Annotated in this window: 13 protein-coding genes; 2 read left to right on the top strand and 11 right to left on the bottom strand. The window is 70.9% G+C overall.

Annotated features, from left to right (window positions below):
• Window positions 1-36 precede the first annotated feature (36 nt).
• Window positions 37-1,161 (top strand): mechanosensitive ion channel family protein, encoded by a 1,125-nt coding sequence (locus tag QC283_RS21745; RefSeq protein ID WP_279563279.1) that lies wholly within the window; start codon window positions 37-39, stop codon window positions 1,159-1,161.
• A gap of 45 nt (window positions 1,162-1,206) precedes the next feature.
• Here the strand turns inward: QC283_RS21745 and QC283_RS21740 are convergent, their stop codons facing one another.
• The 5 genes from QC283_RS21740 to QC283_RS21720 all read right to left on the bottom strand — a co-directional run bounded on the left by QC283_RS21740 (window position 1,207) and on the right by QC283_RS21720 (window position 5,878).
• A complete protein-coding gene (locus QC283_RS21740; protein ID WP_279563278.1) occupies window positions 1,207-2,793 on the bottom strand; it encodes a Na+/H+ antiporter in 1,587 nt (528 codons plus the stop codon).
• Between the two features lie 89 nt (window positions 2,794-2,882).
• The gene (locus QC283_RS21735) at window positions 2,883-3,368 is read right to left on the bottom strand and encodes a GNAT family N-acetyltransferase (RefSeq protein WP_279563277.1); all 486 of its coding nucleotides are present in this window, start codon (window positions 3,366-3,368) and stop codon (window positions 2,883-2,885) included.
• Window positions 3,365-4,309: an RluA family pseudouridine synthase gene (locus tag QC283_RS21730; RefSeq protein WP_279563276.1), complete on the bottom strand. Its 945-nt coding sequence runs from the start codon at window positions 4,307-4,309 to the stop codon at window positions 3,365-3,367. The genes QC283_RS21735 and QC283_RS21730 overlap by 4 nt, the downstream gene beginning before the upstream one ends.
• A 77-nt stretch (window positions 4,310-4,386) precedes the next feature.
• Window positions 4,387-4,980: a signal peptidase II gene (gene lspA / locus QC283_RS21725; RefSeq protein ID WP_279563275.1), complete on the bottom strand. Its 594-nt coding sequence runs from the start codon at window positions 4,978-4,980 to the stop codon at window positions 4,387-4,389.
• A gap of 109 nt (window positions 4,981-5,089) precedes the next feature.
• Entirely contained in the window at window positions 5,090-5,878 is a 789-nt protein-coding gene (locus QC283_RS21720) for a TraR/DksA family transcriptional regulator (protein WP_279563274.1), read from the bottom strand.
• Window positions 5,879-6,472: 594 nt separating this feature from the next.
• On the opposite strand from QC283_RS21720, the gene ileS reads away from it, so the two are divergent.
• Entirely contained in the window at window positions 6,473-9,619 is a 3,147-nt protein-coding gene (gene ileS, locus QC283_RS21715) for an isoleucine--tRNA ligase (RefSeq protein WP_279563273.1), read from the top strand.
• Window positions 9,620-9,799: 180 nt separating this feature from the next.
• On the opposite strand, the gene divIVA is transcribed toward ileS, so the two are convergent.
• The 6 genes from divIVA to ftsZ form a co-directional block, all read right to left on the bottom strand.
• Window positions 9,800-10,996, bottom strand: a complete 1,197-nt coding sequence (gene divIVA, locus QC283_RS21710; RefSeq protein ID WP_279563272.1) for an apical growth/hyphal branching protein DivIVA — start codon at window positions 10,994-10,996, stop codon at window positions 9,800-9,802.
• Between the two features lie 55 nt (window positions 10,997-11,051).
• On the bottom strand, window positions 11,052-11,336 hold the full coding sequence (locus tag QC283_RS21705) for a YggT family protein (protein ID WP_003976737.1): 285 nt from the start codon (window positions 11,334-11,336) through the stop codon (window positions 11,052-11,054).
• 81 nt (window positions 11,337-11,417) lie between these two features.
• The gene (locus QC283_RS21700) at window positions 11,418-12,059 is read right to left on the bottom strand and encodes a cell division protein SepF (protein ID WP_279563271.1); all 642 of its coding nucleotides are present in this window, start codon (window positions 12,057-12,059) and stop codon (window positions 11,418-11,420) included.
• A 129-nt stretch (window positions 12,060-12,188) separates the two neighbouring features.
• Window positions 12,189-12,908 (bottom strand): YggS family pyridoxal phosphate-dependent enzyme, encoded by a 720-nt coding sequence (locus tag QC283_RS21695; RefSeq protein WP_279563270.1) that lies wholly within the window; start codon window positions 12,906-12,908, stop codon window positions 12,189-12,191.
• A gap of 6 nt (window positions 12,909-12,914) precedes the next feature.
• On the bottom strand, window positions 12,915-13,643 hold the full coding sequence (gene pgeF / locus QC283_RS21690) for a peptidoglycan editing factor PgeF (protein ID WP_279563269.1): 729 nt from the start codon (window positions 13,641-13,643) through the stop codon (window positions 12,915-12,917).
• Window positions 13,640-14,842, bottom strand: coding sequence for a cell division protein FtsZ (gene ftsZ / locus QC283_RS21685; protein ID WP_279563268.1), 1,203 nt, complete (start codon window positions 14,840-14,842; stop codon window positions 13,640-13,642). The genes pgeF and ftsZ overlap by 4 nt, the downstream gene beginning before the upstream one ends.
• Window positions 14,843-15,017: the final 175 nt, after the last annotated feature.

Genomic DNA, 15,017 nt, shown 5'->3' with positions numbered 1-15,017 from the left:
GGTTCGCGGCGCGGTGGGTGCGGTTACGTTCGAGGGATGGAGACCATACTCCGCCCCCTGATCGTGGTCGGCGGCTCCGTCCTGCTGACCCTGGTCATCGGCTGGGCCACCGACCTGCTGCTGCGCAAGGCCGACGGACGGCACCCCGAGACGCCCCTGTGGGGGCTGCTGCGCCGTGCCCGCATCCCCTACCAGCTCCTCCTCTGCTCGGCGCTGCTGAGGGGGTCGTACGTCGAGGCACAGGTGTTCCCCGACCACCGGGAGGGGGTCGGCCGGACGCTGACGCTGGTACTGATCGGCTCGGCGGCCTGGCTGGTGATCCGGATCGCCGCGGCGGTCGTCGAGACGTCGTACTCCCGCTACGCGCACGCCCACGCCCAGCGGAACCCGGCCCGGGTCCGGCGGGTGCGTACGCAGGTGTCGTTGATCATGCGGGTGGTCTCGGCGGTCGTCGGCGTGGTCGCCGTGTCGTCGATGCTGCTGACGTTCCCCGCGATGCAGGCGGCGGGCGCCTCGCTGCTGGCCTCGGCCGGCATCCTGGGCATCGTCGCCGGTGTGGCCGCCCAGTCCACGCTGGGCAACATGTTCGCCGGGTTCCAGATCGCCTTCGGCGACATGGTGCGCATGGGCGACACGGTCGTGGTGGACGGGGAGTGGGGCACCGTCGAGGAGATCACCCTCACGTTCCTGACCGTGCGCACCTGGGACGAGCGCCGGATCACCATGCCGGTGTCGTACTTCACGTCGAAGCCGTTCGAGAACTGGTCGCGCGGCACCCCGCAGATGACCGGGACCGTGTACTGGCACCTCGACCACTCGGCGCCGCTGGAGCCGATGCGGGAGCGGCTGCGCGACATCCTGCGCGAGTGCCCGGCCTGGGACGGCCGCGACTACAACCTGACCGTCACGGACACCACCCCGAACACCATGCAGGTGCGGGCCCTGGTGACGGCGAAGGACGCGGACGACATCTGGACGGTACGGGTCACGGTCCGCGAGGGGATGATCCGCTGGCTCGCCGACGAGCACCCGTACGCCCTGCCGCGGATCAACACGGCGGACGCGGTCCCGCGCCCGCCCCTCGACGGCCCGCCCCGCCCCCGCCGCTCCTCCGACGGCGGCCCCCGCCGCTTCCCGGAACAGCCGGCCAAGAGCCTGTGACCGCGCGGACGGCGGGCCCGCCCCGGCGCGGGCCGCGGGGCCGCCTCAGCGCAGGCTGCGGACGTCGAGCTGGCGTAGTACGCGGTCCACGATCTCCGGGTCGGCTCCGGCCTCGCTGCGCGCGGCCAGCACCTCGTGCCGGGCGGCGCTCATCATCTCGCCCTGGATACGGCGGATCCGCTTCGCCCGCCTGGCCCGCTGCTCCTGCGCCTCGCGCCGCTCCTCGTCGCCGACGTCGGGGCTGATCCGCATCCCGATGTCGAAGGCCCGCCGCAGCAACTGCTCGGCCAGCTCCTCCGGCAGTTCCTCGACCGACTCGATCTCCCGGAGCCGCTGCTTCGCCGCCTTCGCCGCCCGTACGGCCAGCTCCTTCTCGTACTCCTTCTCCCGCTCGGTGTCCGCCCGCACCCCGAGCCGGCCCACCAGCCACGGCAGCGTCAGCCCCTGCAGCAGCAGCGTGACCATGATCACGCCGAACGCGACGAAGATGATCTCCTCGCGGTGCGGGAAGGCGGACCCGTCGTCCGTCTCCAGCGGGATCGCGAGCGCCAGCGCGACCGAGGCGACGCCCCGCATGCCCGACCACCACATGACGACGGTCTCCCGCACGGACATGGGGATGTCCTCGTCGTGGTCGCGCCTGGCGTGCAGCCGCTTCGTCAGCCAGGTGGCCGGCAGCAGCCACACCAGCCGCACCAGGATCACCACGCCGGCGATCACCGCGGCCCAGCCGAGCAGTTCGGTCCAGCGTCCGGAGGCCGTGCGGATCGCGTTGTGCAGTTCCAGGCCGACCAGCCCGAAGGCGACGCCGGTCACGAGCGTGTCGACGACGTCCCACACGGTGTGTCCGGCGAGCCGGGTCATCACGTCGTCGGCGTCGAAGGCGTACTCGGCGAGGAACATCGCGGTGGTGAGCACCGCGAGCACTCCGGAGCCGTGCAGCTCCTCGGCCAGGACGTAGGACCCGTACGGCACCAGCAGTGTCAGGCCGATCTGCAGGGTGGCGTCCCCCAGTACGCTCAGCAGTCTGTTGGTGGCCCAGCCCAGGGCGAGGCCGACCGCGACGGCGACGACGGCGGACAGCACCAGGTCGAGTCCGGCCCGCCACGGCGAGAAGGTGCCGCCGACGGCCGCGGCGATGGCCACGTGGTACAGGACGATGGCCGTGACGTCGTTGAACAGCCCCTCGCCCTCCAGGATGGAGACCAGGCGGCGCGGCAGTCCCAGTTGCCCGGCGACGGCGGTCGCCGCGACCGGGTCGGGCGGCGCCACCAGCGCGCCCAGCGCGAAGGCGGCGGCGATCGGCAGCCCCGGCACGACGGCGCTCGCCACCGCGGCCACACAGGTCATGGTGACGAGGACCAGCGCGACCGCCAGCAGGAAGATCGGGCGTTTGTTGGCCGCGAACTGCCGCCAGGACGTGCGCCGCACGGCCGCGTACAGCAGCGGCGGCAGCAGCGCGGGCAGGATCAGCTCGGGCGGGATGTCGACGTTGGGCACGAACTCGAGCAGCGCCAGGACGATCCCGAGGACCGTCATCAGCACCGGCGCCGGCAGCCCGAGCCGGGCACCGACCGGGACGCTCAGCAGGGCCCCGAGCAGCAGCAGGAACAACAGGGCCAACTGATCCACGGTCAGCGCTCCGGTGGGGTCTCGGCGTTCAGACGGCGGACCTCAAGCCTGCCACGTCGCCGGCCCCACCAGCCCGTTCGGCGCCCCGGTCACAGGGCGCGGCGCATCGCGCGGTGGGGAATCCCGGCGTCGGGAAACTCGGGTCCGTACGCCTCGTACCCCAGTCGCTCGTAGAAACCCAGGGCGTGGGTCTGCGCGTGCAGGTCCACCGCGGTGAGTCCCCGCGCGCGTGCCGCGTCCTCGACGGCCCGCACCAGCGCGGCCCCGACGCCCAGCCCGCGGGCGTGCGCGGCCACCGCGAGCCTGCCCAGGGAGCCGACGGCCGGGTCGCCGTCGCCGTTCTTCGCCGCGGCGGCCGCTCCGTGCAGCAGCCGGCCGGTGCCCAGCGGTACGCCGTCCTCCCGGACCGCCAGGACGTGCACGGCGTCGGCGTCGTAGGCGTCGTACTCGATGTCCTCGGGGACCTTCTGCTCGCCGACGAAGACGTCCTTGCGCACCGCGAAGCACGCCTCCCGGTCGCCGAGGTCCTCGGCGAGCCGCACCTCGTACGAGGGCGTCCGGGCCGGGGCGCTCATCCGTAGGTCTCCTCGCGGACCAGGTCCAGGGCCTGCTGGAGGTCCTCCGGGTAGTCGCTGGCGTACTCGACCCACTGGCCGTCGCCGGGGTGCTCGAAACCGAGCCGTACGGCGTGCAGCCACTGGCGGGTCAGGCGCAGCCGCTTGGCGAGCGTGGGGTCGGCGCCGTAGGTCAGGTCGCCGACGCAGGGGTGCCGGTGGGCGGCCATGTGGACGCGGATCTGGTGGGTGCGGCCGGTCTCCAGCTTCACGTCGAGCAGGGAGGCGGCGCGGAAGGCCTCGATGAGGTCGTAGTGCGTGACGGAGGGCTTGCCCTCGGCCGTGACGGCCCACTTGTAGTCGTGCTGGGGGTGACGGCCGATGGGGGCGTCGATGGTGCCGCTGGTCGGGTCGGGGTGGCCCTGCACGAGCGTGTGGTAGCGCTTGTCGACCGTGCGCTCCTTGAACTGGCGCTTGAGCGAGGTGTACGCGCGCTCCGACTTGGCCACCGCCATCAGGCCGGAGGTGCCCACGTCGAGGCGGTGCACGATGCCCTGCCGCTCGGCGGCACCGGAGGTGGAGACGCGGTATCCGGCGGCGGCCAGTCCGCCGATGACCGTCGGGCCGTTCCAGCCCGGGGACGGGTGGGCGGCGACGCCGACCGGCTTGACGATCACGACCACGTCGTCGTCGTCGTGCACGATCTCCATACCCTCGACGGGTTCGGCGACCACCTGCACCGGCGCGGGCGCCTGCGGCATCTCCACCTCGAGCCAGGCGCCGCCGTGGACGCGCTCGGACTTGCCGACCACCGATCCGTCGACCTGGACCTTGCCCGCCGCGGCGAGCTCCGCGGCCTTGGTACGGGAGAAGCCGAACATGCGGGAGATGGCGGCGTCGACACGCTCGCCCTCCAGGCCGTCGGGCACGGGCAGGGTACGGATCTCGGGAATCGTGCTCACCCGTCGAGTATGCCGGACGGACCGGACACACCCGAACGCGCGCTCAGTCCTCGCGGACGGTCAGCCCTTGTCGACGGTCAGTCCTTGTGGACGGTCCCGTCCGGGTCCAGGCCCCGGAAGGAGAGGATCACGATCAGGATGCCACCGCAGACGATCGCCGAGTCGGCGAGGTTGAAGACGGCGAAGTGCTTGGGCGCGATGAAGTCCACGACCGCGCCCTGGAAGACGCCGGGCGCGCGGAAGATCCGGTCGGTGAGGTTGCCGAGGGCGCCGCCCAGCAGCATGCCGAGCGCGATCGCCCACGGCAGGCTGTAGAGCTTGCGCGCGAGGCGGGCGATCACGACGATCACGGACGCCGCGATCACCGTGAAGATCACGGTGAAGGCCTCGCCGAAGCCGAAGGCCGCGCCCGCGTTGCGGATCGCCACGAACCGCAGCCAGTCCCCGACGATCTCGATGGGCTCCTGGTGCTCCAGCTTGGCGACCACGATCATCTTGCTGACCAGGTCGAGGAGGTACGCGAACGCGGCGACCGCGAACAGCACGGCGATCCGCCGCTTGCCCCGGGGGCGCTCCGGGGGCTGCTCCTGCTCGGCGTCGGGCCGCTCCTGTCCGTCCCCGGCCGCGTCCGGGGTGTCCGGCGTACCGATGATGCGCTCCGCCTCTGCCACGTGAGTCCCTCAACCTAGGTACCTGACTGAGGACGAGGGTACGGCACGTCCTGCGTCCCGTACGTGCTCAGGACGCATACGGAGGCGGACGGCGGCGAACGGCGGCGGATCAGTACCGGCGCTCCTGCTTCTGCTTGCACTCGACGCACAGGGTGGCCCTCGGGAAGGCCTGCATGCGCGCCTTGCCGATGGGGTTGCCGCAGTTCTCGCACAGGCCGTAGGTGCCCGCGTCCAGGCGTTCCAGGGCGCGCTCGGTCTGGGTGAGCACCTCACGCGCGGTGGCGGCCAGCGCCAGTTCGTGTTCGCGCGTGATGTTCTTGCTGCCGGTGTCCGCCTCGTCGTCGCCCGCGCCGTCCCCGGAGTCCCGCATCATGCCCTGCAGCGACCGCTCGGAGGAGTCGATCTCGGAGCGCAGCCGGTCGGACTCGGACTGCAGCTCGCCGCGCGCCTCCTCGACCTCCTGTGGCGTCCAGGGATCCTCGCCGGGGCGTACCGCGAGGTCACCGGGGTCCGCGGCGCCGCGGGCCTTGGGAACGGCGGACTTGGCCGCCGTGGCCGTGCCAGGAGTCTTCTTCGCAACCACCGTCGTGGCTCCCGTCTGCTCCGCGGCCTCGGCCGCGCCCGCCTTCTTGGCCGTGCTCTTCTTCGCCGTGCTCTTCTTGGCCGCGGTCTTCTTCGCCACGGTCTTCTTCGCCGCGGTCCTGCTCGCCGGACCCTGCCGCTTCGCCGCGGTCTTCTCTGCCGCGTCCTCTGCCGTCGTCTCTGCCGTTCTCTTCTCCGCCGTGTTCTTCTCCGCCGTCTTCTTCGCCGCGGTGCTCTCCTCCGCCGCGGCCTTCTTCGCCGCGGTCTTCTTCGCAGTCGCCTCCGACTGCTGTACGGCGGTCTTCTTCCCCACCATGGCCGCGGCCCCTTCACATATTGCGATCTTGCGCGCGAATCGTGCTGGGACGATAAATCGACTCGGGTCCCGCGGCAACGGGGCACGCCGCCCGATTCGCCCGCCCACCGTGCGCCGCGCGGCGAGCATGCATGCGTTGTGCCCAGCTCCCCGCGCGGTAATCCGCCGCGACTCCGCCCGGCCGGACCGCCCGGGAGCCGGACGCCCTCGACGGCATTCGGGTCACGCCCAGCCTGACGGAGGCCCTGGAGCGCCCCCGCTCCCCGCGGTGCCGAAAACCGGTCGGCCGCTGTCCGCGCGGCGCCGTACACTGGGCGCAGCGAAAGGCGTGGATGGGGACGAGTAGCGGCGTAAGCGGCCCAGAGCGACCCGGGGACGGTGTGAGCCCGGGGGCGAGCGCGACGTGAAGATCACCCCGGAGCCGCCGGAGGAAAGCCGTGACGGGACGGTCACGGCGAGTAGAACCGGCTCGCGACCCCAATGAGGGGGCTCACCGGCGCACACGAAGCACCGGGGAGCCAAGGAGGGTGGTACCGCGGGAGCACAGCTCTCGTCCCTCCGACGGAAGGCAGCACGTCCGCCGGAGGAAGCTCGTTGAATACGCAGCCGCAGTACCGCCAGGTGCCCGCCCAGGTCGACCTGCCCGCGCTCGAACACGCGGTGCTCGACTTCTGGCGCGAGCAGAAGATCTTCGCCAAGAGCCTGGAGCAGTCCGAGGGCCGCCCCGAGTGGGTGTTCTACGAGGGCCCGCCCACCGCCAACGGCATGCCGGGCGCCCACCACATCGAAGCCCGCGTCTTCAAGGACGTCTTCCCCCGCTTCCGCACCATGCGCGGGTACCACGTGGGCCGCAAGGCCGGCTGGGACTGCCACGGTCTGCCGGTCGAGCTGGCGGTGGAGAAGGAGCTCGGCTTCTCCGGGAAGCAGGACATCGAGGCGTACGGCATCGCCGAGTTCAACGCCAAGTGCCGCGAGTCGGTGACCCGCCACACCGACGCCTTCGAAGAGCTCACCACCCGCATGGGCTACTGGGCAGACCTCCAGGACCCGTACCGCACGATGGACCCCGAGTACATCGAGTCCGTCTGGTGGTCGTTGAAGGAGATCTTCGACAAGGGCCTGCTGGTCCAGGACCACCGCGTCGCCCCCTGGTGCCCCCGCTGCGGCACCGGCCTGTCCGACCACGAGCTGGCGCAGGGCTACGAGACGGTCGTCGACCCGTCCGTCTACGTCCGCTTCCCGCTGACCTCCGGTCCGCTGGCAGGCGAGGCCGCGCTGGTCGTCTGGACGACGACCCCGTGGACCCTGGTCTCCAACACCGCGGTCGCAGCACACCCCGACGTCACCTACGTCGTCGCGACGAACGGCGAGGAGAAGCTGGTCGTCGCCGAGCCGCTGGTCGCCAAGGCCCTCGGCGAGGGCTGGGAGACCACCGGGCAGTCCTTCACCGGCGCCGAGATGGAGCGCTGGACGTACCAGCGGCCGTTCGAGCTGGTGGAGTTCGCGGAGCCGGCGCACTACGTGGTGAACGCCGACTACGTCACCACCGAGGACGGCACGGGTCTGGTCCACCAGTCCCCCGCCTTCGGTGAGGACGACCTCAAGGTCTGCCGCTCCTACGGCCTGCCGGTGGTCAACCCCGTCCGCCCGGACGGCACCTTCGAGGAGGACGTCCCGCTGGTCGGCGGCGTCTTCTTCAAGAAGGCCGACGAAAAGCTGACGGAGGACCTGGACACCCGGGGCCTGCTCTTCAGGCACATCCCGTACGAGCACAGCTACCCGCACTGCTGGCGCTGCCACACCGCGCTGCTGTACTACGCGCAGCCGTCCTGGTACATCCGCACCACCGCCGTCAAGGACCGTCTCCTCGAGGAGAACGAGAAGACCAACTGGTTCCCGGACTCGGTCAAGCACGGCCGGTACGGCGACTGGCTGGACAACAACATCGACTGGGCGCTCTCCCGCAACCGCTACTGGGGCACCCCGCTGCCCATCTGGCGCTGCGAGGACGACCACCTCACGGTCGCCGGCTCCCGCGCCGAACTGACCGAACTGACCGGCACCGACCAGTCCGCCCTGGACCCGCACCGCCCGTACATCGACGAGGTCACCTTCGCCTGCCCGCAGGACGGGTGCGGCAGGACGGCCACGCGCGTGCCGGAGGTCATCGACGCCTGGTACGACTCGGGTTCGATGCCGTTCGCGCAGTGGGGCTACCCGCACAAGAACAAGGAACTGTTCGAGTCCCGCTACCCGGCGCAGTTCATCTCCGAGGCCATCGACCAGACCCGCGGCTGGTTCTACACACTGATGGCGGTCGGCACCCTCGTCTTCGACAAGTCGAGCTACGAGAACGTCGTCTGCCTCGGCCACATCCTCGCCGAGGACGGCCGCAAGATGTCCAAGCACCTCGGCAACACCCTGGACCCGGTCCCGCTGATGGACCGGCACGGCGCCGACGCCGTCCGGTGGTTCATGGCGGCCGGCGGCTCCCCGTGGGCGGCCCGCCGCGTCGGCCACGGCACCATCCAGGAGGTCGTCCGCAAGACGCTCCTCACCTACTGGAACACGGTCGCCTTCCAGGCCCTGTACGCCCGCACCACGGGCTGGGCGCCGAGCGAGGCCGACCCGGCCCCGGCCGACCGCCCGGTGCTGGACCGCTGGCTGCTCTCCGAACTGCACGCCCTGACCGACCAGGTCACGCAGGCGCTGGACGCCTACGACACCCAGCGCGCCGGCAAGCTGCTGTCCGCGTTCGTCGACGACCTGTCGAACTGGTACGTACGCCGCTCCCGCCGCCGCTTCTGGCAGGGCGACAAGGCGGCGCTGCGCACGCTGCACGAGGTCGTCGAGACGGTCACCAGGCTCATGGCCCCGCTGACCCCGTTCATCACCGAGCGGGTCTGGCAGGACCTGGTCGTTCCGGTCACCCCGGGCGCCCCCGAGTCCGTGCACCTGTCCACCTGGCCACAGGCGGACCTGTCGGCGATCGACCCCGAGCTGTCGAAGCAGATGGTCCTGGTCCGCCGCCTGGTCGAGCTGGGCCGCGCCACGCGCGCCGAGTCGGGCGTCAAGACCCGGCAGCCGCTCAGGCGCGCGCTGATCGCGGTGGCGGGCTTCGAGACGCTCTCCCCCGAGCTGCACTCGCAGATCACGGAGGAGCTGAACGTCGAGTCCCTCGCGTCGCTGAGCGAGGTCGGCGGCTCCCTCGTCGACACGACGGCGAAGGCCAACTTCCGTGCGCTGGGCAAGCGGTTCGGCAAGCGCGTCCAGGACGTCGCGAAGGCCGTCGCGAACGCGGACGCCGCCGCGCTCTCCCTCGCCCTGCGCGAGGGCACGGCCTCGGTGGAGGTCGACGGTGAGACGGTCACCCTCGCTCCCGACGAGGTGATCATCACGGAGACGCCGCGCGAAGGCTGGTCGGTCGCCTCCGACTCGGGCGCCACCGTCGCCCTGGACCTGGAGATCACCGAGGAGCTCCGCCTGGCGGGCCTCGCCCGGGACGCGATCCGCCTGATCCAGGAGGCCCGCAAGAACAGCGGCCTCGACGTGGCCGACCGGATCGCGCTGCGGTGGACGGCCACGGACCCGGCGACGATCGCCGCCCTGACCGGCCACTCGGACCTGATCTCCGACGAGGTCCTCGCGACGGACTTCGGCCAGGGCGAGGCGGACGACACGTACGGCGCCCCGTTCACGGACGAGGGGCTGTCCCTGACGTTCCGTCTGCGCAAGCGGTAACCGACCGCGAAAGGCCCGGTCCCCGCGGGGGCTGGGCCTTTCGTCATGCCGGCACAGCCGCGCCCGCACGGGGTGGCGCACCGGCCCCGCGCGCGGCAAAAGGGCGGGCCCCGGGTCAGAAACCCGGGGCCCGCCCTGAACGCTGCCGACGGCTACGCCGTACTACCGTTCGTCAACCCGTCAGTTGTCGTCCTCGTCGATCAGGAACCCGCGCATCGGCGAAGGCGCCTGTCCCATCGGCGACGGCCCCTGCGGCCGCACCGGAGCCATCGGCTGGGTCATCGCGGGCGACATCTGCTGCTGACCGCCGTAGGACGGACCGTTCTGGCTCGGCCCGTTGCCCATCGACTGGTTGCCGCCGCCGTACGACGGGGCACTCGCGCCGGCCGGTGCCATGGAAGGCGCCGGGGACGGCGGCAGAGAGGCCGTCGCGGGCGTACGCGGCGGGGCGAGCGAGTCGTCCGCCTGGGTCTCCAGCTGACGCAGCTGCGACTCCAGGTACGACTTCAGCCGCGTCCGGTACTCGCGCTCGAAGCCGCGCAGGTCCTCGACCTTGCGCTCCAGCGTGGCGCGGGCGGACTCCAGGGAGCCCATCGCGACGCGGTGCTTCTCCTGCGCGTCCCGCTCCAGGGCGTCCGCCTTGGCCCGGGCGTCCCGCTCAAGACCCTCGGCACGCGAACGTGCCTCGCCGACGATCTTGTTGGCCTCGGAACGGGCCTCGGCGATCGCCTGGTCGGCGGTCTGCTGGGCCAGCGAGAGGACACGCGCGGCGCTGTCGCCGCCGGGGCCGCCCTGACCGGGCATGCCGGGGCCACCAGGACCGCCGTGCCCCTGCGGGCCGCCCATGGGGCCGCCCATCGGACCGGGGCCCATCTGGCCCTGCATCGGTCCGGGGCCGCCCTGGCCCATCGGCCCCGGACCCTGACCCATCGGGCCGGGACCCTGCGGGCCGCCCTGTCCGCCGGGGCCGGCGGGCAGCTGCGGGGCACCGCTCGGCAGCTGGGGCGGACCACCCATGGGGCCACCCATCTGCTGCTGCGGCGGGCCCGATATGCCGGCGGGCACCGGAGCACCGGGACCTCGCATGCCCTGCTGCGGCATACCCCCCTGCTGCGGCGGGTGCTGCTGCTGATGCTGCTGTTGCTGCTGCTGGTCCTGCGGCGGTTCCGGAGGCTTGCGCATGTTCTGCTGGTTCTGCGCAGCCGCGCGCGTCGCCGCGGCCAGCTTGGCCCGCAGGTCCTCGTTCTCGCGGAGCAGGCGGGTCAGTTCGGCTTCGACTTCATCGAGGAAGGCATCGACCTCGTCCTCGTCATAGCCTTCTCGGAGGCGGACGGTCGTGAACTGCTTGTTCCGCACGTCCTCGGGGGTCAACGGCATCTCTTCACCTCAACGTTGTCGTCGGCATTCGGCAAGCCCGTATCTCTGTCATCGCTCACAGCTGGCTCACGATCGAGATCAGGATGTAGACGATGATCATCAGTACGAAGAAGGACAGGTCGAGCGCCACGCCCCCGAGACGCAGCGGCGGGATGAACCGCCGCAGAAGCTTCAACGGTGGATCGGTGACAGTGTAGGTGGCCTCCAGAACGACCACCATCGCCTTGCCGGGTTGCCACGAGCGGGCGAACTGGAACACGTAGTCCATGACCAACCGGAAGATGAGCACGATGAGGAAGCACATCAGCGCGATGTAGACGACATCCAGGACCACGCTCATGACCTGTGCTTCCCTCTCCCCTGAACCATCTCTCGGACCCGTTCTCGGATCCGCGTTCTTGCTCTGTACCGGTGGTGCGTCTCAGCTCTGGTTGAAGAACCCGCCCTCTGCGATGCGGGCCTTGTCCTCCGCCGTGACATCGACGTTAGCAGGAGACAGCAGGAACACCTTCTGCGTCACCCGCTCGATACTGCCGTGAAGACCAAACACCAAACCGGCCGCAAAGTCGACAAGTCGCTTCGCATCTGTGTCATCCATCTCAGTCAGATTCATGATCACCGGCGTGGCCTCACGGAAGTGTTCCCCGATGGTACGGGCCTCGTTGTAGGTCCGGGGGTGAAGCGTGGTGATCCGGTAGGGCTCTCGTTCGGACACGACCTTGGGCATGATGACCGGTGCGCTCTTTTCCAGGCTCGCGCGTTCTTGTGTGATGGATGCCACGGGCGCGATACGCGCCGGGCGGCCCGATTCCGCCGCGAGCGAAGTGGCACGTGGCACCGGCTCGCGTTGCGCGGGCGGTTGTACGACTCGTACCTCTTCGTCCCTTAGGGGCTGATGTGACACATGCGGCTGGTGCGCCGGTTCGTGCCGCCGGTGGTCCCGCTCGGGCTCCGGGTCCAGTTCCGGTTCGAAGTCGTCATCGGGGTCGAACCCCCGGCCGTCGTACCCATCGTCCTCCACGAGGCCGAGGTAGACCGCCATCTTGCGCATCGCGCCGGCCATGCTCTGAGTCCTCCGCTCTGTGGTGGATCGGCTGACGACTGCCAAATGCCCGCGATCCACGAGGTCGTTGCGTCCGCCTTTCGGCGGTAATGACCATATTTTCTGCTGTGGTCCGACTTCTTGGCGACGTTACCCGAGCCCGGGGCGGACTCCGAGTACCGCACTGCCGACGCGCACATGTGTCGCTCCGGCTGCCACGGCCTGCTCGAGGTCCGCACTCATCCCTGCGGAGACCATGTTCGCAGCCGGATGGGTTCGGCGCACGTAGGTCGACAAATCCATGAGGCGCTCGAAGGCGGCCTGTTGGCGTCCCGCGTATGCGCCGGTGAGCGGGGCGACGGTCATCAGTCCGTCGAGCCGCAGCCCCTCCGATCCGGCGACGAGGTCGGCCAACTCTTCGATTCCCCCGGGCGAGACGCCGCCACGCTCGCCTCGCCCGCCCTCCCCCGCGTCGAGCGCGACCTGGAGCAGGCAGCCCACCTCGCGCCCGGCCCGCACGGCCTCCTTGGACAGGGCCGTGACGAGCCTGGCGCGGTCGATGGACTGCACGACGTCCGCGTAGCCGACCACGGACCGCACCTTGTTGGTCTGCAACTGGCCGACGAAATGCCACGAAAGCGACAGATCCGAGCACTCGGCGGCCTTGGGGGCCGCGTCCTGGTCGCGGTTCTCGGCGACATGGCGCACGCCCAGTCCCGAGAGAATGCGCACATCGTCCGCCGGGTAGGTCTTGGTGACCACGATCAGGGTCACCTCGTCGCGGCGACGGCCCACGGCCTCGCACGCGGCGGCGATGCGCTCTTCCACTTTCGCCAGATTCGCGGCGAGTTCCTGCTTACGGTCCGTCATGCCCCATCAGTCCAGCCAGACATAGCCCGCGAGCCGCCCGGTGGTGCGGTCGCGTCGGTACGAGAAGTGGTCCTTCGACTCCAGGGTGCACACCGGCGACCGCGCCCGGTCGCACACCCCGAGGCGTTCGAGCTGCGCGTGCACGCCGGCGCACACATCGACCGCCGGTGTGCCCCAACCGGTCTCGGCGTACGCCTCCGGTTCGGCGGCGGCGACCTCGGCCCGCATCCGCTCCGGCACCTCGTAGCACCGGCCGCACACGGCGGGTCCGGTGCGGGCGACGATCCGGGCGGGGTCCGCGCCGAGTTCGGCCATGGCCCGTACGGCGGCGGGGACCACCCCGGCGACCAGGCCGGGCCGGCCCGCGTGGGCCGCGGCGGTGACGCCGGCGACGGGGTCCGCCAGCAGGACGGGCACGCAGTCGGCGGTGAGAACGGCGAGGGGGAGACCGCGTTCGGCGGTGACGACCGCGTCGACCAGCGGAACCGGGCCCTCTCCCCAGGGGCCGTCGACCACGGCGACGTCGGCGCCGTGCACCTGGTTCATCCAGACCACCCGGGCCGCCTCGACGCCCAGCGACTTGGCCGCCAGCTCCCGGTTGGCCGTGACGGCGCCGGGGTCGTCACCGACCGCGCCGCCGAGATTGAGCTCCTCGTACGGAACGGCGCTCACTCCGCCCCACCGGTCGGTGAAGCCGAAGTGCGCGCCGTTCACGGTGTCGCGCTGTCCTATCACTTCAGGAAGTCCGGCACGTCCAGTTCCTCGGCGGCGCTGTCCGAGTAGGTCCGGGACGGCGGGACCGGCGGCGCGGAGACCGGCGGCAGGTCGCTCACCGGCTCCGGCGCGGGGGCCGGCTCCGGGTCCTCCTTCGGCTTGACGCTGCCGAGCGACCCGAAGGACGGACGGCTCTCGGCCTGCCGCACCGGGGTGGGCTCCTCGCGCTTGGCCGAGGACGAGCCGAGGACGTTGTCCCGCTTGGACGGCGGCTGGCCCCCGTCGAAGCCGGCCGCGATCACGGTGACCCGGACCTCGTCACCCAGGGCGTCGTCGATGACCGCGCCGAAGATGATGTTGGCCTCGGGGTGGGCGGCCTCACTGACCAGCTGGGCGGCCTCGTTGATCTCGAACAGGCCGAGGTCGGAGCCGCCGGAGATGGAGAGCAGCACGCCGCGGGCGCCGTCGATGGAGGCTTCGAGCAGCGGCGAGGAGATCGCCATCTCGGCCGCGGCCACCGCGCGGTCGTCGCCGCGGGCCGAGCCGATGCCCATGAGGGCCGAACCGGCCTCGGACATGACCGACTTCACGTCGGCGAAGTCCAGGTTGATCAGGCCGGGCGTGGTGATGAGGTCGGTGATGCCCTGCACACCGGACAGCAGCACCTGGTCCGCGGACTTGAACGCGTCGAGCACGCTGACCTGGCGGTCCGAGATGGACAGCAGCCGGTCGTTGGGGATGACGATGAGGGTGTCGACCTCTTCGCGGAGTTCGGCGATGCCGTCCTCGGCCTGGTTGGCCCGGCGCCGTCCCTCGAAGGTGAACGGGCGGGTGACCACGCCGATGGTGAGGGCGCCGAGCGAGCGGGCGATGTTGGCCACGACGGGCGCGCCGCCGGTGCCGGTGCCGCCGCCTTCTCCGGCTGTCACGAAGACCATGTCGGCCCCCTTGAGGACCTCCTCGATCTCCTCGCGGTGGTCCTCGGCGGCCTTGCGGCCGACTGCCGGGTTGGCTCCGGCGCCGAGTCCGCGGGTGAGTTCGCGGCCGACGTCGAGCTTGACGTCGGCGTCGCTCATCAACAGAGCTTGCGCGTCGGTGTTGATGGCGATGAACTCGACGCCCTTGAGACCGACCTCGATCATCCGGTTGATGGCATTGACACCACCGCCGCCGACACCGATGACTTTGATGACTGCGAGGTAGTTCTGCGGTGCTGCCACGTCGAAGGCCTCTCGCCTCGAGTTACGTGTCGTCGATCCGCCGGAGCACTGCTGCCCCCGCGACCCGACGACTGATGCCGAATGGGACGGTCCGTAGCGCCGACCCGAACCCTAACGCTGAAGTTTAGGGTTACCAGTGTGTCTGTTCCTTGGAGTCTTCTGAACAGGACACTAA

The sequence above is a fragment of the Streptomyces sp. DH41 genome (assembly GCF_029813785.1).
In the GTDB taxonomy this organism is placed as follows: Bacteria; Actinomycetota; Actinomycetes; order Streptomycetales; family Streptomycetaceae; genus Streptomyces.
This window is presented reverse-complemented; position numbering and strand designations above follow the sequence as displayed.